Origin of the sequence: Providencia sp. PROV209, assembly GCF_028479485.1 — a bacterium.
GTDB classification, from domain to species: Bacteria; Pseudomonadota; Gammaproteobacteria; order Enterobacterales; family Enterobacteriaceae; genus Providencia; species Providencia alcalifaciens.
Genome location: NZ_JAMPNR010000015.1, coordinates 136,946 through 157,542 on the forward strand (window position 1 = coordinate 136,946; position 20,597 = coordinate 157,542).

The window sequence follows — 20,597 nt, forward strand, 5'->3', positions numbered from 1 at the left end:
TTTATACAATCAAACAACGAGGCTTTGTTTGTTTTTTATCCGCATGCCATTAAGCATACTCAGCCACGCCAATACGGTGACAATCATTAAGATAATAAAGATGGAATAAGGCGCGAGTTCAGTGAGAACGAACCCTGTCATCATCGGATTAAACGCCCCGCCAAGTAGCCCTAGCGCTTGAGCTGAAAAATAGCTGGATTTCATACCTTCAGGCGCAATGCTATCAATTAACATGTATTCTCCTGGGGCATAAATTAATTCACCCAGCGTGAAAATAAATGACCCTAATGCCCATAAATAGAGGTTATCACCTGAGCCCATAAAGACAGCTAATCCCCCCAAAAAGAATAGGCTACCTAAGGTCATTAAACGCCTCAAATTGTCGGGTGTAATGCGTTTTCCAACCGCATATTGCAATGTCACCACGACGACGGCATTGACGGGTAAGATGACACCAATAACGGCTTGCGCGAAATCACTGTTAGCAACGGTGATGACGTATTGGGAAATCCACGTAGTAAATGAACCGAATACCAAGGAACCAAGAAAGGTTGAGAGAATGAACCAAGCTAATGCACGGTCGTGAAGCATCGCCTTAGGGTTCCACACTCGCGGCTGACCATCAACATGGCTAGCAGGTTTGGTGCTTTGAACAAAACGTTGAATAAAGAATATCGGTGCAGCTGCTGAAACGGCGGCTAACCAAAAAGGTAAATTAATGCTGTACATTAATAGCCATGTCCCGATAGGGGGGCCTACCGTCCAGCCGATATTAATAAAGGTATAGTTGAGCGAAAAAACTTTAGTTTTTAAGGATAAAGCGAGTGTATCGGCGAAATAGCCTTTTAAAACTGTCGAAAAGACGGAATAAGAGCAGTTAATGAGTGAGAAAAAGATAATAACTAGCAGGGCATTATTCATTAATGGAATGGCGATGAAGCCACAAATAAAGGCGAATACGGCAATGAGCATGCAGCGTTTTTTATCGACTCTGTCCGCCAGCATGCCAAATCCCATACTAAATAAGACTCCCACCGTTAACGCGATGGTCATGGCAATACCAACAATATCGATGGCCATGTGATACTGACGTGTTAAATAAATCGCCATAAATGGCAAGGTCGCGCCACGGCCAATGGTTAATAGCAATGAAGATGCGAGCAGTGCAGTATTAGAGATATTGGATTTAGAAAACATGGCTCACGACCTAGGAAGACAATAATTGTTATAAAAATGTTTTATGTAATTTAGTGCTATAAAATACCTAAAATTTCAGCCCCAAGAAATGGCTTATTAGGGGCGAAAATCAAAACAATATTTTGATCATGCTATTGTGCCATTGCCAATCAATTATCTGGCTAGAGAAGGGCGAAACATCGATAGCAGAGTTATCTGCTATCGGCTTAACTGCATAAAAAATAAATTAATTATTTAGTATTGTTCATTTTGACAGGCATATAAACAAGGCAGGGATTTCCCTTTTCAATATCAAAGGAGAGCGGGGAATCGTATTGTTGAGTACAAGCTTGATAGAGAGTATCTGATATACCAACATTGTGTTTTTAGTCAGTGTTGTGTATGCCAAGATTTGATGAAAAAAGAGTCACCTTATTTAGGATGGGTCAGAATTATAAAAAAGAGCGCAATAGATGCGCTCTTTTGTTCAATCAACGATTTATAATGATGCGATGTAAATTCGGCGGCTGACTTCTGGGGTAATGTCGCGATGTTCGCCTAGGGTCACCATGCTATGTGCCACCAAGCTGTTCACTAATGGCTCAACAACATCTTGATTGAGTTGGTAATCTTTAAAGCGAGTTTTAACTTGCATTGATTCGAAAAAGTCTCTTGTTAATTCAATGGCTTTGAGCGCTTTTTCTTTTTCGCTACCTTCACGGATATCCCAAACGCGTTCTGCGTATTGTGCCATTTTCGCTTGTTTCTGTGGCAGTTTTTCTTCCATTAACGAAGGCAGAACAATGGCTAATGTTTGGGCATGATCTAAACCGTAGAGAACCGTAATTTCATGTCCTAACATATGGGTAGCCCAGTCTTGCGGGACACCCGCACCAATTAAACCATTTAAGGCGAGCGTGGCTGTCCACATGAGATTGGCGCGGACATCATAATTGGTTGGGTTAGCTAGCGCTTTCGGTCCAATATCGATTAAGGTTCTGAGCAAACCTTCGGCAAAGGCATCTTGAACATTCGCATTCACAGGATAGGTGAGGTATTGCTCGATAACATGGACAAAGGCATCCACCACACCATTACTGATTTGGCGAGGTGGCAATGTATAGGTTTTTACAGGATCTAAAATAGAAAATTGAGGGAAAACTTTGTCACTCATGAAGGCGAGTTTCGCGTGGAGTTCTTCGCGAGTGATCACAGAGCCTTTATTCATTTCAGAGCCAGTTGCCGGAAGTGTCAAAACAGTACCAAATGGTAATGCGTGCTGAATAGTCGCCCCTCCACTGGTCACCACTTCCCATTTATCACCCGCATAATTGACGGCAGCAGCGATAAATTTAGTACCATCAATGACAGAGCCACCACCGACAGCCAGCAAAAAATCGTAGCCTTCATTTTCAATGAGGGCGACAGCTTTGATTAACGTTTCATAGCGTGGATTGGCTTCAATACCGCCAAAATAACCAATTTGACGATTTTTTAAGGCACTAGTGACTTCATCAAGGGTACCGTTTTTGCGGGCGCTTTCGCCACCATATAGCACAAGAACTTTTGCAGTTTCAGGGACCAGCCTGTCCAGTTCGCCAATTTTGCCTTCACCAAAAACAATACGTGTTGGATTGTAAAACTCAAAATTATTCATATACAAACCTTAGTTGGGAATTGAAGGAGATGTCATTTGGCATCGGTGAGAGTTGAAAATATTTTATTAGTATACACGTGGGATTATTCAAATTCTGATCAAAAAGTTTGGTAATGGATGATTTTATGTATCCGATAGACCGCATTAAATGCTTAATGAACAGATTGACTTTGGCTATACCTCGATCAATATTTAATTCATTCAAATGAAATAATATTGATGAGAAGGAAATACTGATGAATACAAGAATACCCGCTGCATTGACTCTTAAAGAGCGAGATAGACGATGGGAACTGGCTCGCCAGATAATGAGAGAGAATAACCTTGAAGTTTTAATGGTATACGGTGATCGCGAGTCCGCGGCACCAGCACCATTTTGTATCGACCATTACTTTACCAATGATAGATTAGGTTCAGTGGTGCTGTTTCACCAAGATAAGCCTCCTGTTGTTGTGACATTCGCGCCAATGATGGTAGCGGATCATATGCAAGCTTCTTTGCGCCACGATATGCAATGGATTGCAGCAGAGCAGATTATGGTCGGAAAGACGGGGAGAAACATTGGTAATATTCTGCTTCAGCTAGGTGTTGCATCCTATGCGCGTATCGGGGTCATTGGTCTTGAACCTTATCCCCCATTTTATTTTGATGGAGCGATGCCGTTTAATACGTTGTCTGGTATTAAGGAGCAGTTACCTAATGTGAGTTTTATTCCTGTTTATAAAGCGTTTTTCCAGCTTGCATCCATCAAAAGTGATGAAGAAATTGCCCATATTAAACATGCCGCGATGATAGGAGAGGCCATGAGTGAAGCGATGCGTAAAACGGCGGTTCCGGGCAATACAGAGGCAGATATTGCAGCCGCCGTCACGTCAACATGTTTATCTCGGGGAGGCTTTACGGCAGAAATTTTGATGGGTTCAGGACCGGAATATATTGGGTGGGGACAGCCAGCATGGCAATACCGCTCACAAAAACCGCGAGAGATTCAATATGGGGATATTGTATTAACTGAAATTTTTGCTCTATATGGGATGTATGAAACTCAACATCAAGCCGCGGTTGCCGTCGGTAAAGTGCATCCCAACATTGAGCGAGCAGCCCAAGTTTCTCGAGAGTGTTATGAAATCGGTGTTGAAAACCTAAAAGAGGGGGTTACCTTCGGAGAGTTGGTCGACAAAATGGAACAACCTTTATTAAAGGCAAAAGGTTGGCATGTTCATCCACTTATTCATAGCATTAATCCTTATGGGCCTATTGGTTTTGGTACTGCACCAGGAATTGAAGTATTACCGCTAGCTCAAAAATATGGGCATATTAGTCGATTACCTAATCCTGGGCGTGATTTAGTATTAAAAGCAGGCATGACATTCGCGTTTGAGCCTAACTGCGCCTTTGATTATCATTTATGTAATCTTGGCGGTACGGTTATTGTGGGAAAAGAGAAAGGAATAGAATTAAATAATAATTCGACTCATTTAATGCGTGCTGACGTATAATGTTGTTACATTCGATGTAATTAGGATCCTCAGCAGCATATGACAGAAATGAATAAAAACACGCTTTCTTCTGAACTGACGAAAGAAAAATTAGTGAACGAAGGCATCAAGCAATTTGCACTTTACGGAATTAATGGTGTTCGGACTCGTCAATTGGCTGAAAGCGCAGGGGTTAATCAATCCGCTATCCCTTATCATATGGGAGGGAAGCTGGGTGTCTATGCAGCTGTTATTCGTAAGATTGCAACAGATCTGGCTCAAATGAGTAATGTAAGTACATTTGATGTGCAATTTGAGGAATTAAAGGGGCAAGCAGATTATGAGGCGGTACAGGTTGAATCATTACTCCGTTTATTAATGAAAGGGCTGGGTTTAGCGTTATTATCCCCAGAACATGAATATTATTCTATATTAATTCTTCGTGAGCAGTTGGAACCCACTGAAAACGCGGATATTATCTTTAAGGAATTTATTGAGCCTTTCCATTCTCGCTTAACGTTGTTGATTCAATTTATCACCCAAGAAGAGCAACATTCGGCAATTATTTCAGCTCATGCTCTAATTGGTCAAATTTTAGGGTTTGTGATTGCGAAAAAATCATTATTAAAACGTTTAAATCAAGATCGTATTGATGCACATTTATTGGATGAAATCTTAGAACAAGTCAGCTTATTTGCGTGCAATGCGATCATACCGCGTTAATTTTTAACTTACATCATGTTAATTTTAAGCCGTTGCATTAAGATGATTAAGGTAACATTACGTTTAATCATCAAAGGTAAACAGTCATATTATGCGGCGGTTCATTCATTTAGATCTTCCTCCAGAACCTGTTATTAATGATAAGTGTGTTCATAAACGCCTGAAAAATAGTGTGTGTAATAATTGTGCTAACAGTTGTCCTGTTGGCGCGATTTCTTTCGGTTTTATGGATGCCAAAATTGATAATGAGCTATGTTATCAATGTGGTAACTGCCTGTTTACGTGTCCAGTTGATGCAATTGAAAATATTGAACCTCACGAACGAACCTACCAAAATGGCGTTCTTGTTATCAGTCATGATGAGCCACTCGCCAGTCCAGAAGAATTGATTGTTTGGCATCGTCAATATGCAATTAGAGGCATGCAGATCCCCAGACCATTAGTCGATAAATGGCTGCCTGCGTTAGCGGCATTAAATTTAAAACTGGAAACGTTGCAAGAGCCTATTTGGCGCTTGATGATCACGGAACCTGCCGAAGTGGACAGCGGGCGTCGTAGAATGCTTTTTCGTCAAAAACTAGATAATCAGCCCTTAGACAGCGGTAAGGTAAAGACAGGTTTAAATGCCAGAAAACAGTTTTATCCTGAAGATAGCTGGTTTCATGTTGAATTAGATACGGCAAGTTGTATTTTGTGTGGTGCCTGCGCCAAAGTGTGTGATGAACAAGCCATTGAAATTGAAAATCATCAATTTAGCATAGACGATAAGCGCTGTACGGGGTGTATGAGCTGCCAAGTTGTTTGTTTTCCGCAATCTATCCATGTTCATGCACATGTTGCGAAGAATAGTGAACCTACCCAGTTCCATTATTATGACGGGACATGCCAAAAGTGCCAGTTGCCATTTTCCACATGGACCGCACAAGAAACCCTATGCCCAATATGCGCGCAGCATAAAAAGCAAGGTTGGTTATAATTAGCGCCTTTTATTCATAAAAAAAGCGCCACGATCTGGGCGCTTAATGTCATCGTATTTTCATTAATTGTCTTGCATATTTTCAATGATCATTTCGGCAATCTGAGGGTTTAATGCGGATGGAGTATCGTGTCCCATGCCTTCAATCACTTCTAATTTAGCCGTTTCAATATTGTCGAAAATATCTTGCCCAGAAGTGACCGGAAATAGTGGATCAGTAGAGCCGTGGATCACTAATGTTGGCGCGGTAATTGTGCTTAAATGTGGTCTTAAATCTCCAGTTACTGCAACGGCAGCGAGCTGTCGCTTAGTGCCTTCAGGAGAATAGTTACGCTGGAAGGCTTGTACAAGATAATTACGGCAATTTTCTTCATCAAATGGAACACAAGTCGAGGCGATCCGGCGATTAAATGCAATTTGCCCCGCAATATAGCCTTCAAAGTCCTGCTTAGGATCAACACCCGGTGACATCAACATTTGCATGACGTCCGGTTCGCCTTGCGGTAACTGAGGGTTACCCGTTGATGACATAATTGGGCAGAGCGAAAGAATACGCTCTGGTACTTTTGATGCAACCACTTGCGCTATCATGCCGCCCATTGAGCGACCGACAACATGGGCTTTTTCAATCGATAATTGATCTAACAATCCAATGATATCATCTGCCATCTCAAATAAGGTGTAGGGAACATCAACCTGTTCACCACGTTGTAAGCGTTCGGATAACTCTTCGATATTCAGTGGTGGATAATTATCTAAATGTGGTGATAAGCCGGCATCGCGGTTATCGGGGCGAATAATATAAAAACCAGCGTCGGCAATTTGTTGGCAAAATTCCGAGGTCCAACTAATATTATGCCCACCTAAACCAGCGATAAGGATGACGGCTGGATTAGCGGGCTGACCAAACGTGTCGTAATACAATGATAATGGTGTTGTCTCTGTCATTTTATTTCCCTATTTTTGGTGATAGTTATTTATGCAATAACTCAGCGAGAAAGGCGAGTGCTAAAAAAACAATCACTATTAATTTAAGCTCCATTTACTTTTGTTTATCAATGATAAACAAAAGTAGTTCAAGCAACCTAGTAAACCTTTTTCAGCAAAATTGAAGGGGAAAGGTATTTACCCGCTGGGGGCTTTGTTAGTGGGTACAGCCATACAACAAAAGCAGTTGTACCCGATATTGCGCGAACTTTCATACCAATAATCATCTGTTTGTGCTTTTTATCCCACCCAGCGTTATTGACCGACCGTTAAAAGTGAACTATTTCCTCGTATCTATTGATGAATTTTGGCAAGGAAAAGCTATCTGGGAGTCTTAACTGTCTTTCTTGGCGTACAAATAAACAGACGCACGGGAAACACCAAGATGTTGTGCGATAGTATCCATGGATTTTTTAATATCAAGAAGACCTTCTTTGCGTAATAGCTCAATAAGAGCAACACGATCATCCGCTTTGAGCGTACGCGGAGTTGCCGCAATAGAAGCGGCATACTGGTCGATACGAGCACGAATGGCCTCACTACCATTTGGCTCTAAATGTTCTTTTACTGGGCTACATCCGACTTCGGTAAACTGTGAAAGCATGCTTTGCATATTTCGAAATTGCGTCATATCTAAATTGAGGCACAGTGCCGCAACGTATTGACCTGTTTCATCTTTGATACCAATGGAGGTGCTTTTAGCAGGGCGTCCATCCGGAAATTGGTTCGCATAATTAGTGATGATATTGGGAAAGTCAGCAGATTCAATACGTGCAAGCCCCAACTCGGTGGTTGCTTCACCTTCTTTACGTCCAGAAAGGTTGTTATGAATGGAGATAATCGAATGCTCAGGGTTTTTGAGATCATGCACGACGACCTCACAAAAAGGGGCAAAGGTCTCACTCAATCCTTGTGCAATGGCTTCAATTTGAGCCAATAAACTGTTTTCTTTTGGTTTTGCCACGACTATACCCCTTCGTCTATTTTGGATATCTCTTTAAATTCTAAACTATTTTTTTCAATTCTAATAGAGAAGGGGCATAAATTACTTAAGCTAACATTAATTCTGCGAAGCGCTTAATGTCCACATTTCCACCACTGATAATAATCCCAACGCGTTGACCTCGCAGCTGTTCTTTTATGTTTAAAGTGGCAGCGAAAGAGAGACAACCGGTTGGCTCCACAATGATTTTCATACGTTCAGCATAGAATTTCATGCGGTCGACTAACTGTGCATCGGTAACGGTTAAAATATCATCAACGTTTTGCTTGATCAGTTCGAATGTATAATGACCGATATGCTGGGTTTGTGCACCATCAGCGATCGTTTTTGGGGTTGCAATATGGACGATTTTTCCGCTACGGAAAGATTGTTGGGCATCATTTCCAGCCTCCGGTTCAACACCATACACTTTACAATTTGGTGATAAAGCTCGGGCGGCAAGGGCACAACCAGAGAGCAGTCCACCGCCGCCTAAGCAGACAAATAGGGCATCGAGTTCACCCACTTCCTCAAAGAGTTCTTTGGCTGCTGTACCTTGTCCCGCAATAATATCAACATGATCATAAGGGGGGATGATAGTTAACCCGTTTTGTTCAGCCAGTTCACGACAAAGTTGTTCTCTATCTTGAGTATAACGATCGAATCTGATGACTTTTGCACCGTATCCTTGCGTGGCAGCGACTTTAACTTCAGGGGAATCAATAGGCATTAAAATCGTTGCTGGAATATTTAATATTTGGGCCGCCAGCGCGATACCTTGTGCATGGTTTCCAGATGAAAAGGCAATAACGCCTGCTTTTTTTTGTTCTGGGGATAGCTGTGACAGTGCATTAAGCGCTCCTCGAAACTTAAAGGCACCCATGCGTTGGAAATTTTCACATTTAAAAAAGAATTCTGCACCAAACTCATTATTGACGGTAGTGGATGTCATTACTGGCGTTTTGTGGGCAAAACCTGCAATACGTTGTGCAGCGGCTTCGACATCTTGGTAGGTCGGTAACGTTAATTCAGACATGATATACCCCATTGTTTAATAGCTTATTCTTGATAATTTTTTAGAACATGGCGTTGAATACTTCAATTTGCTGCGATTGCCGTGGCTTCAATTTCGATTCCTGCACCAAAATGAAGTTCGGAAACACCTGCAACTGCACGAGCAGGCCGACATTCTCCAATCCAATTAGCATAAATTTGATTAAAAATCTGCCAATTGTCCATATCAGCAATGTAAACACGCACTTGCACCAGTTGTTGTCGAGCAACGCCACTCGCAGATAAACAGGCATCTAAATTAGCTAAAACTTGCTCAGCTTGTTGAGAAAATGGAGTATCTGCGTACACATTTCCTTGGTTATCTGTCGGTAATTGCCCTGACACGAAGACAAAACCATTCGCCCTGACGGTGTGTGAATAGTGCCCTCTAGGCGGGATTAATTGAGGGGCATTAGTGTAAATGATGTTCTGGCTCATGGCTGTTCCTTATGTGGAATGTATTTATACAATTAGTCTAATATTAGACTATAAGTTTAGTCAACAGGCTTTTGCTGTTTAAATAAACTAACAATTTGTGCAAATTTGCCGATGGATATCAGTGCAATTAATTCAAAAATTGAAAAAAATTGTTATGACGGGTAATCATCGTGTTAGTCCCTATATTGCTAATTAATCTTCCGTCATATTAGGAATCCAGGAAGGTTTCTGGGTAAATAAAGGGGGAATATTTAAATTATTGATATTTAATTCCAGGTGCATAATTAAGCAATAAAATTAAATAATCAGGAATAAGAATAATCAAATTGAGACGAATAACTAAAAATGATAAGAAGTTGTTATATAACTACATTTAGGAAATTGACATGGCTAAAATCACCTTTGACCTTCTTCCAATATATGGCGAAAAAGGATCAACTGCGGGGTTACAATATTTACAAGAATCCTTGCTTCCTTTGGCTGCATTTGAAGAAAGCTTACCAAAAGCGTTATTTGATTATGTTATTGACGGAAAATCCCCTGAAATCTTGATTAAATTAGGTCAGTTGGATAAAGAAAAAGCCACAATTTTATTAGATAAGCCAGGGACAGTAGATTGGTGGTGGGGCAGCCATAGTTTTGATGCGAATCCTTATACCAAGCTGATCCGCCAAGGCAAAAATGCGCGACATAAATTGTATGCTAAAGTCGGTGATGAGATTACGCCTGTCCAGATTGCTCGTTTTGCCAAAGTTGTGGCAGCCGCTTGCCAAGAGGTCAATATTAAGGTGTTAACACCGGAGCTACCGTCTTGGATGCTATATTTACTATGTGATGCGTTTGGAACCACGTTTGAGAATAACGCCCGCAATGCAAAATATGAGCATCGCAAACATTGGAGCTATGAGCTGTTAAGCCAGTTAGTTGAAAGTGAAGCGGAACAAGCTGGTCATACGCTGTTATACGGTATTTTTGATAGACAAAACCTGTCTGATTACCACTATGAAAACTTAGCGTTACTATTCGCGATACCTGGTTTTAAAGACTATTTGATTGCTGAACAAGATTTTATTCGCCAAACGTTGTTAAGTAATCTTTCCGCGTGTGGCCAGGTACAGCTGATCGACACACTGAAAAAAGATGAAGCACTATACTGTGTTTTTGCTGATATTTTAGTGCTGCTGGCAACCAGCTCACTGAAAACGGTACGCTCTGCGGCAGAGCCAGTGATGTCTATCCTGCCGGATGATGCGGTAAAAACCCATTTAACCAAAGTGCTGTTAGAAGGAACGCCAAAACAACGTACTCAAGCTGCGGATCTGTTTGCCCGTATCGGTAAAGATAGAGACATACTTGAAGCGGCATTGAAAGTCGAAACCAATAAAACCGTGCTAAAAAGTATTGAAAGTGCGCTTTCTCGTTTTGATGTTATGGATTGTGCGAGCGAAGTGGAAGACGTGGATATTCCGGAAGTGATATTTATAGAAGATACTCCGTTACCAGAGGGTACGGCTGAGATTCTGGTGTCTAACTTCCGCGAAATGCTGCAAAAAGCCAAAGAAAATGCGGAACGCGAGCTGGAAGAGAATAAGCAGGAAAAACATAAATATACGTGGTCACAACGCCATTACAATGAGTTTAAAAAGCACAGCGAAGATGAGTGCGCAGGTTTATTAGCTAAACTCAATACAGGCGTAGGGGTCATTACTGACCATGAATATAATATTCTTAAACATAAAGAGCGTATTAACAATCTACCGGAATTTACGCTGTTCCATGCGCTACGTTTGTTAAGCCATAACCGCTCAGATGTTGACCACTTTTCTCACTATCAACTCACCCGTGAAATGCCTGTACGGATCCTTTCACAACTCGATTTGCGTCAGTTAGAACGTGCGCTGGAACAATGCCATTTTAAACATGGTAGCCGCTTAATCGCCGATCTCTGCCTGCGTTCGTATAACCATGGGTTATCGTTATTTAGAGAACCTGCGCAGGTTTGGCCTTTCTTTATGCAGTATCCAGACTTCTTAAGTGAAGCATTGGGGCTGATCCCGCAACATGAAGGGCACCGCTATTACCAAGAATATGATGCATCCAATGCAGTTGCTATTTTGGCGTTATATCCGACGATTCCAGCGCGATTTATTCCGCGTATCATGGAGTTAGCATTAGGTGAAAATAAAACCCACCGTTTAAGTGCGCAAAAATTATTGGAAACGTTACCAAATATTCATGTGAATGCGGCGGAAGGGCTAGAGTCGGGCAAGCAAGAGATCCGCGTTACCGCGATAGAATGGTTAGCTCGCTTGAAGCACTCAGATTCACTCAAACCGTTGTATGGCTTACTGAAAAAAGAGAAACGCGAAGTTGTGCGAGCGGCGTTATTGACGGCACTAGAACAGCTTGGCGAAGATATTTCCGGCTATTTAGCGCCAAAAGTGCTTTTAGCCGAAGCACAAAAAGGCTTAAAAGCTAAAGCACCAGCCAGCATGGCATGGTTTGATTTAGACTCCATCCCGGCGATAACATGGCGAGATAACAAGGCGGTTGATCCTGATATTATTCGCTGGTGGATCATTTTGGCGGTGAAGCTAAAAATGCCTGCGGGTAACGGCTTATTACAGCGTTATATCAGTTTATTATCGTTAGAAAGTCAGCGTAAATTAGGCAGCTTTATTTTAAATAGCTTTATTAGCCAAGACGTGGCTGGTCCGTCATTGGAAGCTGCGATGGCAGAAGCAGAAAAAGATGCTCCACAGCGTTTGAAAAATTACCAAGATTGGGTAAAACGTTGGCCTGAATATTATGCGAAATATGAGAACTTCACCCTTGAGCAGACCATCAATGAAATCAAAAACGAAGTTTTAGGTCGTTATTTAGGTTCAGCAATCAGTGAAAAAGGGATGCTGGCTTTAATTTGTGGTATCGAAGGGCATGTTGCGGTCACTATGTTACGTCAGTATATGCGTGATCATTACCAACGCCGTGCCCAAATTGAAGCCATGATTGATGCGATTGCAGTTAGCAATGATCCTTTGATTATCCAACTCTTATTGTCACTCTCTCGCCGGTATCGCACTGCTTCAGTACAGGAAAAAGCCCGTGGACTGGTGGCTGATATTGCTCAGCGTAACGGGTGGAGCGCGGATGAATTAGCGGATCGTACCATTCCAACAGCAGGTATGGATGAAACGGGCACCATCGTGCTGGAATACGGCGACCGCACGTTTACAGCAAAACTCGATGCCCAACAAAAATTGGTGTTGTTTAACCCTGAAGGTAAAGAGATAAAAGCATTACCCGCTGCTCGTAAGACGGATAACGAAGAGCTGATTAAAGAATCGAAAAAATTACTGACATCCAGCAAGAAAGAGCTCAAGCAAGTCATTGAATTACAAACTGCGCGTCTGTATGAAGCCATGTGTGCTGAGCGTGTGTGGAGCACCGCTGATTGGCAAGAATATATCCAAAATCACCCTGTGATGCGCGGTTTGATTGAGCGACTCGTTTGGTTAGAAATAAAAGATGACCAAGTGATTAATCAGTTCCGCCCATCCGATGATGGTTGCTTATTGAACCTCGATGATGATGAAGTAGAACTTAGCGCAGGCTCCAGCATTCAACTCGCTCATGCTGCATTGTTATCGAATGATGACCGCAAAGCGTGGATCGCCCACTTCAAAGATTACAAAGTGAAGTTTTTATTCTCTCAAATGGATCACACGATCCCAGCGCTAGATTTAACCCTGACTGAAATTGAAGATAAGAAAGGTTGGGTTACGGATACTTTTACCTTACGTGGTGTACTGACCAAGATGGGCTATCAGCGAGGTCAAGCGGAAGATGGTGGAAGCTTCTGTCACTATTTTAAATATTTCTCCAGTTTAGATTGCTATGTGTATATGGAATTCAGCGGAAGCTACGTACCGGAAGAGAATATTCCTGCGGTGTTATATTCCTTGAGCTTCGATCGCGCACAAAAAAGTTCATGGGATAGAGGCTATGTTGAGCTAAAAAATGTCCCACCGATTTTATTAGCGGAAAGCTATGCTGACTACTTGAAAGTCGCAGATGCCTGTGCCGGTTTTGATCCTGAGTGGGAAAAGAAAACCCCTTGGTGATTACCCAAATAATAAAGACAACAATTTAGGAAACAGACATGGCAAAGGCGAAAAAAGTAACGGAAGGGGTTCTGCGTGAGAGCGCAGAAGTCCGTTTCGAGGATGAGTTAGAGCGATTAACTCAAGCAGATAAAGCGAACCCTAAACCACAGGGTTGGCTACGTTCACCGCGGGCAGTGCGCCAATTTATTTTGGGCGATGAGGCATTACAGATCACACCTAAATTTTTTGGCGATGATGCGCTAGTGGATCGCGCTATTGTAACGCTGCTGGGAAAACAAGGATTAATGCTGGTAGGGGAGCCTGGTACAGCAAAATCCATGTTGTCTGAGTTATTAGCCGCGGCGATCAGTGGTGATTCGGGCTTAACTATTCAAGGGACGGCAGGCACAACGGAAGACCATATTAAGTATTCATGGAATTACGCTCTGTTGCTGGCGGAAGGTCCAACAGAAAAAGCGCTTGTCAGCTCACCGTTATATCAAGGCATGCAGCAAGGTAAAATTGTCCGTTTTGAAGAGATCACCCGCTGTCCTCCTGAAATTCAGGATGTATTGGTCAGTATGATGTCAGAAAAACAGATGATGATCCCTGAGATGAAAGATAATGCACGGATCAGCGCGAAATCAGGATTTAACTTAATTGGTACTGCCAACTTACGTGACCGTGGTGTCCATGAAATGTCATCGGCACTCAAACGCCGGTTTAATTTTGAAACCGTCAAACCTATCCAAGATCCGTCATTTGAAATTGAACTAATCAATAAGCAACTCACCGTAGAGTTAGGCGAATTGGATGGTAAAGTGACGGTGCCGACAGAGGTTATTGAGCTATTAGTGACGACGTTCCAAGAGCTGCGTTCGGGCACTACCAAAGATGGTGGGAGTATTAAGACTCCGGATGCGGTGATGTCTACGGCTGAAGCGGTCAATATTGCTTATGCGTGTGCGTTAGAAGCGCACTATTTAGGGAATGGGACGTTGAATGCAGGGGCGGTCGCGCGTCAGTTGATTGGCGTGGTACTCAAAGATAATGTCGATGATATTAAGCGGATGCGTTATTACATTGATAATGTCGCCCGTGAGCGTGCAAAACAGAGCGAAGCATGGAAAGCCTTTTTCGACGCCTCGCGTGAATTTTGGCAATAATCTGAGTCATCACCGTGTGGCTAGCGTCAGGCTGCCACACGACCTCAATAAGAGAAATCATCGGTGAGTTTATCAAATATCACACTGCCAGAACGGCTACAGCATGCGCTTGATCAATGGGAAATGTTAGAGGAACAGCACCTCTACTTTGCACCCATTCGTCATCATAGCCCTGCCTGTGCATACAGCGTACTCGCTTTAATCGAGCAGGTTAAACCTGACTATGTGTTGATAGAAGGGCCTGACAGTTTTAATCCATTAATTGCGGGTCTACTGGATGGAGATACACGACCACCGGTGGCTATCATGGGGCAAACCGCAGTAAAATGCGCACCCGAGCAATGCGATGAAAGTGACGCTGTCACGAAATCTGCGTATTTTCCATTCTGTGAATACTCACCAGAATGGCAAGCGTTACGTATTGGGCAGCAGCACCAAGCTCAATTACGTTTTATCGACTTGCCATGGACTGCGCAGGTGGAATGCGATCATGAAAGTGAAAACCCGCATCATAGCCTGCAACGGGAACGTTATCTTGCGCATAGCCTGTTTATTGCTCAGCTTGCTAAAAAATGCGGATGCCGTGATCACGATGAGCTTTGGGAGCATCTGTTTGAATTACGCCCGTTGGCGTCAGTAGCAAATTGGTCCGGTTTTTTTCGTGATAGCTTTGTTTGGTGTGCTTTGGCTCGTTTAGATTATGAACCTGAAGTGTTAGTGTCTGAAGGATCAACACAGCGTGAAGCCCATATGCAAGCACATATTCAGACGATCAAAGCAGCGGAGCCGAATGCTAAAATTGTCGTGGTGACTGGCGGATTTCATACTCTAGCGTTGATCGAGGGGCTTGGAAAAACGGCTGACCAGCAATTTGAGCTATCAACAGAACAACAAAAGCAATTTACTGCACAGCAAAAGCTGGCTGAGCGGGACAGTGCATGGCTTATCCGCTATAGCTTTGACCGACTTGATGCGTTGAATGGCTACGCGTCAGGCATGCCATCCCCTGCATTTTATCAAAAAGTGTGGGAAGGGTTGCTGACAGAACGTGCCGACCAATCAGAGCAAAAAATCGCGGCAACGGCGGCGTATCGCAATCAGTTGGGCATTCAATTTTTGGCTTACGTGGCAGAAGTCCTGCGCGAAAAACAATTTGATGCCGCCCCTGGATTTTTGTCCGTCAAATTAGCGGCAGAGCAGAGTCTTCGATTAGCTGCTTTTCGAGGTCATACAGGGGCGGGACGCTATGATCTGCTAGATGGACTCCAAAGTGCCTTTATCAAAGGCAGTTTAGATGAAAGCCAAGATGAACTTTGGCAGCAAATCAAAACCTGCTTTTCCGGTTTCACATTAGGGCAAATACCCAAAGGAACACTCTCACCGCCGTTGGTTTCTGAGGCATATTCACTGGCGAAAGCGTTTCGTTTCAAACTGGATGATACGTTAACCAAAACCAGTCGTTTGGATGTTTATCGCAATAAGCAACATCGCTTGCGCAGCCGTTTTCTGCATCTTCTGACATTTTTAGAGATCCATTTCGCTAAACCCATTTCAGGTCCCAATTTCCTGTCAGGTAACCAGATGGACTTATTATTTGAAGAGTGGCAATACGCGTGGACGCCTAATGTAGAAGGTGAGCTGATTGCGCTTTCAGAGAAAGGGACGCAATTGAAGTCCATTGCATTAAATAAAATTTTGGCGATGGAAAAACAGTTAGAAGAGCAAGGCGTTAGTCGCTCTAGCCAAAGTGCAGTGACATTGCTGATGCAGGCGGCATTGATTGGGCTTCATCAGCGCATTCCAACATTGTTCATGTTGCTCGATAGTTATATTCAGCAAGATAATAAATTTGAGTCGCTGGTCGCATGCGGTCATAAATTAGTGCACTTATGGCGCGGACGTGGTTTTTTCGATCTGGCAGAAGATTCAGGCATCAAAGAGCGTATTAATAGGGTAGTTCAGCAGACATTTTTCTGTTTGGATCAAGTTTCTCAAGGGGATGAACAGCAACAGGAACGCTATTTTGATGCATTGCTTTCTTGTCGTGAATTGATCACGTTTATTCCTGAAATTAGCCCAGAAACCAATTATAGCGCTGAGTTTTATGCGCAATTAAACCGGCTTGATGGACGTTTGAATCATACGCCATTAATTAAAGGTGCCGTGGATGCCATTCGTTATCTGGGGGGAAAAATTGATGAATCGGTTCTTATTAATGAAATCCAACGTACCTTCAGTTTAGGTAGTGATCCTGAGCTGGCAATTGGCTATTTCATCGGGATTATGCGTACGGCACCGGAATTAGTGGTTCGTTTACCTCTGCTGATTGAGCAACTGAATGAACTGCTTAATGGGTGGGATGACGCACGATTCATTCAGGTATTACCCGATCTACGTTTTGCGTTTAGCCAATTAACCCCTAAGCAAAATGCGCAAATGGCGCGAGTTGTGGCACAAAAATTGTCATTAGAAACTCAAGATTTGACGCTTCATCAAACACAATTTAATCAGCAAGAGTTACTCCAAGCTATGGAATTAGAACAAAAAATTCAGCATCAACTTATACAGCAAGGGGTCATTGGATGGTTTGATGAATCCACGGAGGGGCAATCTCATGGATAAGCCACAAGCAAAAGAGACTGCATTAACAGAAGAAGAGTACCAACTGGCGAAGCGTTGGCGTTTGATATTAGGGCAATATGCGGATAATGCATTGGGGCAAGCTGCATTAAATGCGGATGAACTTAAAATTGAGCGCTCTTTGGACTTTTTATATCGCCGAGAATATCAGCGCCGTGGGTTGCGCCAAGAAGGTGGTCGCCATGGTTCACTCGATGCTTCGCAGCTAACTGCGGTTAATTGGTTGAACCAAGCGCGGAAATTGTTTCCCAATAGTACATTTGAAAGAATGCAATCCCAAGCGTTAGAACGCTACGAGATCAGCAGCTTATTAAAAAGCCCGCAGGCACTTAATGCGATGGAACCGACAAAAGCGTTGGCTAAATCATTGTTAAGTTTACGCGGTAAAATGAGTGAAGAGACGAGAGATGCTGTCAAAAATATTATTCGCAAAGTCGTGGATGATATTTTAAGCCAGATGCGTCATCAATTCCGCCAAGCCCTAACGGGACGCCGTAATCGTTTTAAACGTTCTTTGATCCCCAATAGCCGCAATTTTGATTGGCGAGCGACAATTGCGGCGAATTTAAAAAATTACGACCAACAAAATCAACGATTGGTGATAAAAACACCGTATTTTAACGCCCGCCAGCAACAACATTTACCGTGGGATGTGATTTTGTGTGTTGACCAAAGTGGTTCAATGGCAAGCTCAATTATGTATGCGGCGGTGTGTGCCAGTATTTTAGCGGCATTACCAACTGTTCGAGTTTCCTTGATTGTCTTTGACACTCAAGTGGTTGATTTGAGCCATTTGGCGCATGATCCAGTTGAGGTATTAATGACTGTGCAGTTAGGGGGAGGAACGGATATTGCCAAAGCGATGCACTATTGTGAAAGTTTGATCCGCAACCCAAAACGTACGGTTATTTCGTTGATCAGTGATTTCGAAGAAGGTGGTGCGCTGAACCATCTACTCAATTGCACGGAGCGTTTGCATAGCCAGCAGGTCAAATTGTTGGGATTGGCAGCGTTAGATGATGAGGCATTGCCAGTTTATGATACTGAAATTGCGCAGAAGCTGGCGGATAGGGGCATGAGTGTGGCGGCATTAACGCCGGAGCATTTCGCTCATTGGTTAGCTGAGGTGATGCAATGAGTTGGAAAACAGTTTATCTACACTATGATGATGACGCATTGGCGGTATTTGCGAATGTCGGATTATTGCGCCGTGCCCGCAAAGATCTGGAAAATGACAAAGTCACACCCATTTGTTTAGCGGATGGAACTTTTACCAGTGATGGGCAGCAAGTCACATTAGATCCTCAAGGTGTGCAAAAAGCCCATTGCGATTGTTCAGCGGCGGGGTGCTGTAAGCATATCCTTGCAGCCGTGCTTTGGGTTCAATCATACGAGAGTGAGCAATCAATTGATTCTACAGAGAATAACATCAACTCTATTGACATCGAGCCTCTCTTACCAGAGCTATTAGCGTTAGATCCTATTGTATTGATAAAGCAAAACAGTAAGGCAGATTGTCGATTAGCAGTGAAGATCTTGCAGGATTGGCAAGATCACACGGTGATCGTCGACGACCAATCTAATCAGTTGAAAATAACATTACCTCAATATGAAGAGCCGATTAATTATATTCGTGGTAATGGCTTTCAGGGAATGCTTTCTTCATTACCTGAAAAACAACAAAAAGCACTGCATTTGGCTGCAATTGCCAAGGTATTTGTACAGCAGAATCAACGCTGGATTTGGCCAGATGATTTAATGCCGAGCCATGAAGCGACACTAACATTAAGTGATGATGAGCATACAGTGATCGCCACGATTCAACATTTCATTCAGGAGATGTTGCGCCAAGGTCTTTCCCATATTAGCCAGAGTAGTGCGGCACAATTACATTTACTCAATATGTCGGCACGTGCAGAAGGTTTACCTCGCTTAGCGAATTATTTAAAGCGTTTAAGCTATCAAGTGAGATTATTGGCACTGCGTCATTTCACGATGGATGAAGGGCAAGTATTGAGATTTATCGCGCAAATTCGCAGTTATCTCTATCAATTAACCCATGCAAATGATGAACAAATGCCTAGGTTACGCGCCTTTGGCCGCCGTCAATATGATACTAAAACCGACATACTCACGTTAATACCTATCAATGCCGAATGGTGGCAGACCCAAAGCGGGGCAATTGGGGGAACGTTTAGTTTTTGGGATAGCCAAGAGAAAAAAGTCGTTCAATGTAGTCAGGTACGTGCAAATACCCTTGACTCAAGCTTTACCCGCCAGAGTGTTTGGCAGACTTTAGCCATTTGGAAACAAACGGCGGATAATCTAATGCGCAGTGGTTTTGCGTTGCATAATCCGCGTTTGTCCGATGAAGGCAAGCTTGCGGCTAATGGGGATAGCTATGCGGTGAATATAGAGCCGCGTATGACAGATGATGCTTATCAATCACTAAAAAATACGCTGGGCTTTGATGATTGGAAAGCGGCAGCAACCTTTTTGAGTGAACGGGAGGAGGATGCTCAATTTGAGCCTGTCGTGTTGCATATTGAAAGCTATGAACCCTTGCACTGGAATGAGATTGAACAATGTGTGATTTGGGAAGTGAAGGATACAAATCAAAATCGGGCATTTTTACGGTTAAACTGGCAAGGTATTGAAAATAATAAAATTGATGAATTACGTTTTATCACACAAAAAAATTGGGATATCCGTGCAGTTACCGTACAAGTCGATATTTATCAGCAGCAATTACACCTGATACCCAAGACACTTTGGTTAAAAAGAGAGTTAGGCATTGAGCTGTTTTACCTCGATTTTGAATCAGTCCCGCGCCAAAAACAGTCATCTAAATTTATGACTGCTATTCGCGAGTATATGGCGAAAAAACAGCAAGATAATGCGGTATTTGTGCCAAAAACGCTGTTGGCGCAGCAAATTACTCGCCCCATTTTTTCTATTCTTGAAGCACAAAGTTGTACTGGGCGTACACAATTATCTGTCAGCCAACGTGAAGAGTTAAGCTTTGTGGCTAATACATTGCAGGATTTAGGTATGTTGTGGTTTGCAAAACAGCTGATGCACTACCTAAAGCAGGAGAATCAGACGGCGGAGAATCTCCTGCGACTGGTTTATCTTTGTGATCAATTTGAACGTTCACAAATGCTTATGCCGTTTGAATTTAATCATTAATGGGTAGGTGGGGAAAGGGAATTCCC

General features: G+C 42.8%; 14 protein-coding genes. 8 read left to right on the forward strand and 6 right to left on the reverse strand.

Features of this window, described 5'->3' with window-relative positions:
* Positions 1 to 9 precede the first annotated feature (9 nt).
* The gene (ydeE, locus tag PR795_RS11705; RefSeq protein ID WP_006661751.1) at positions 10 to 1,197 is read right to left on the reverse strand and encodes an efflux MFS transporter YdeE; all 1,188 of its coding nucleotides are present in this window, start codon (positions 1,195 to 1,197) and stop codon (positions 10 to 12) included.
* Positions 1,198 to 1,675: 478 nt separating this feature from the next.
* Positions 1,676 to 2,833, reverse strand: a complete 1,158-nt coding sequence (locus tag PR795_RS11710) for an iron-containing alcohol dehydrogenase (protein ID WP_036963659.1) — start codon at positions 2,831 to 2,833, stop codon at positions 1,676 to 1,678.
* Between the two features lie 236 nt (positions 2,834 to 3,069).
* Between PR795_RS11710 and PR795_RS11715 the strand changes: the two genes are divergently transcribed.
* The 3 genes from PR795_RS11715 (at position 3,070) to PR795_RS11725 (ending at position 6,010) form a co-directional block, all read left to right on the forward strand.
* Entirely contained in the window at positions 3,070 to 4,332 is a 1,263-nt protein-coding gene (locus PR795_RS11715; protein ID WP_006661749.1) for a M24 family metallopeptidase, read from the forward strand.
* 39 nt (positions 4,333 to 4,371) lie between these two features.
* Complete coding sequence (locus PR795_RS11720; RefSeq protein ID WP_006659827.1) at positions 4,372 to 5,034, forward strand: CerR family C-terminal domain-containing protein; 663 nt, start codon at positions 4,372 to 4,374, stop codon at positions 5,032 to 5,034.
* 91 nt (positions 5,035 to 5,125) lie between these two features.
* Positions 5,126 to 6,010, forward strand: a complete 885-nt coding sequence (locus PR795_RS11725; protein WP_154601155.1) for a 4Fe-4S binding protein — start codon at positions 5,126 to 5,128, stop codon at positions 6,008 to 6,010.
* Between the two features lie 63 nt (positions 6,011 to 6,073).
* Here PR795_RS11725 and PR795_RS11730 read toward each other — a convergent pair whose 3' ends face one another.
* The 4 genes from PR795_RS11730 to PR795_RS11745 all read right to left on the reverse strand — a co-directional run bounded on the left by PR795_RS11730 (position 6,074) and on the right by PR795_RS11745 (position 9,470).
* A complete protein-coding gene (locus PR795_RS11730; protein WP_181480849.1) occupies positions 6,074 to 6,958 on the reverse strand; it encodes an alpha/beta fold hydrolase in 885 nt (294 codons plus the stop codon).
* A gap of 373 nt (positions 6,959 to 7,331) precedes the next feature.
* A complete protein-coding gene (locus PR795_RS11735; protein ID WP_006659823.1) occupies positions 7,332 to 7,961 on the reverse strand; it encodes a helix-turn-helix transcriptional regulator in 630 nt (209 codons plus the stop codon).
* An 85-nt stretch (positions 7,962 to 8,046) separates the two neighbouring features.
* The gene (locus PR795_RS11740; RefSeq protein WP_036979384.1) at positions 8,047 to 9,015 is read right to left on the reverse strand and encodes a threo-3-hydroxy-L-aspartate ammonia-lyase; all 969 of its coding nucleotides are present in this window, start codon (positions 9,013 to 9,015) and stop codon (positions 8,047 to 8,049) included.
* A gap of 62 nt (positions 9,016 to 9,077) precedes the next feature.
* On the reverse strand, positions 9,078 to 9,470 hold the full coding sequence (locus PR795_RS11745) for a RidA family protein (protein WP_181480850.1): 393 nt from the start codon (positions 9,468 to 9,470) through the stop codon (positions 9,078 to 9,080).
* A 386-nt stretch (positions 9,471 to 9,856) separates the two neighbouring features.
* Here PR795_RS11745 and PR795_RS11750 point away from each other — a divergent pair, with 386 nt between their 5' ends.
* The 5 genes from PR795_RS11750 (at position 9,857) to PR795_RS11770 (ending at position 20,571) form a co-directional block, all read left to right on the forward strand.
* Positions 9,857 to 13,594: a DUF4132 domain-containing protein gene (locus PR795_RS11750; RefSeq protein WP_272516848.1), complete on the forward strand. Its 3,738-nt coding sequence runs from the start codon at positions 9,857 to 9,859 to the stop codon at positions 13,592 to 13,594.
* Between the two features lie 38 nt (positions 13,595 to 13,632).
* Positions 13,633 to 14,742, forward strand: coding sequence for an ATP-binding protein (locus PR795_RS11755; protein ID WP_006659819.1), 1,110 nt, complete (start codon positions 13,633 to 13,635; stop codon positions 14,740 to 14,742).
* A 63-nt stretch (positions 14,743 to 14,805) separates the two neighbouring features.
* Positions 14,806 to 17,364, forward strand: coding sequence for a DUF5682 family protein (locus tag PR795_RS11760; RefSeq protein ID WP_272516849.1), 2,559 nt, complete (start codon positions 14,806 to 14,808; stop codon positions 17,362 to 17,364).
* Positions 17,357 to 18,520 carry a VWA domain-containing protein gene (locus PR795_RS11765; RefSeq protein ID WP_006659817.1) on the forward strand — a complete coding sequence of 388 codons (1,164 nt, stop codon included), beginning with the start codon at positions 17,357 to 17,359 and terminating at the stop codon, positions 18,518 to 18,520. The genes PR795_RS11760 and PR795_RS11765 overlap by 8 nt, the downstream gene beginning before the upstream one ends.
* A complete protein-coding gene (locus PR795_RS11770; RefSeq protein WP_181480852.1) occupies positions 18,517 to 20,571 on the forward strand; it encodes an SWIM zinc finger family protein in 2,055 nt (684 codons plus the stop codon). The genes PR795_RS11765 and PR795_RS11770 overlap by 4 nt, the downstream gene beginning before the upstream one ends.
* The last annotated feature ends 26 nt before the right edge of the window (positions 20,572 to 20,597 follow it).

Coding starts and splice junctions, on each gene's coding strand:
- PR795_RS11740 (WP_036979384.1), bottom strand. CDS start 9,015: ATGTCTGAATTAACGTTACCGACCTACCAAGATGTCGAAGCCGCTGCA.
- PR795_RS11710 (WP_036963659.1), bottom strand. CDS start 2,833: ATGAATAATTTTGAGTTTTACAATCCAACACGTATTGTTTTTGGTGAA.
- PR795_RS11725 (WP_154601155.1), top strand. CDS start 5,126: ATGCGGCGGTTCATTCATTTAGATCTTCCTCCAGAACCTGTTATTAAT.
- PR795_RS11730 (WP_181480849.1), bottom strand. CDS start 6,958: ATGACAGAGACAACACCATTATCATTGTATTACGACACGTTTGGTCAG.
- PR795_RS11720 (WP_006659827.1), top strand. CDS start 4,372: ATGACAGAAATGAATAAAAACACGCTTTCTTCTGAACTGACGAAAGAA.
- ydeE (WP_006661751.1), bottom strand. CDS start 1,197: ATGTTTTCTAAATCCAATATCTCTAATACTGCACTGCTCGCATCTTCA.
- PR795_RS11770 (WP_181480852.1), top strand. CDS start 18,517: ATGAGTTGGAAAACAGTTTATCTACACTATGATGATGACGCATTGGCG.
- PR795_RS11765 (WP_006659817.1), top strand. CDS start 17,357: ATGGATAAGCCACAAGCAAAAGAGACTGCATTAACAGAAGAAGAGTAC.
- PR795_RS11745 (WP_181480850.1), bottom strand. CDS start 9,470: ATGAGCCAGAACATCATTTACACTAATGCCCCTCAATTAATCCCGCCT.
- PR795_RS11755 (WP_006659819.1), top strand. CDS start 13,633: ATGGCAAAGGCGAAAAAAGTAACGGAAGGGGTTCTGCGTGAGAGCGCA.
- PR795_RS11715 (WP_006661749.1), top strand. CDS start 3,070: ATGAATACAAGAATACCCGCTGCATTGACTCTTAAAGAGCGAGATAGA.
- PR795_RS11750 (WP_272516848.1), top strand. CDS start 9,857: ATGGCTAAAATCACCTTTGACCTTCTTCCAATATATGGCGAAAAAGGA.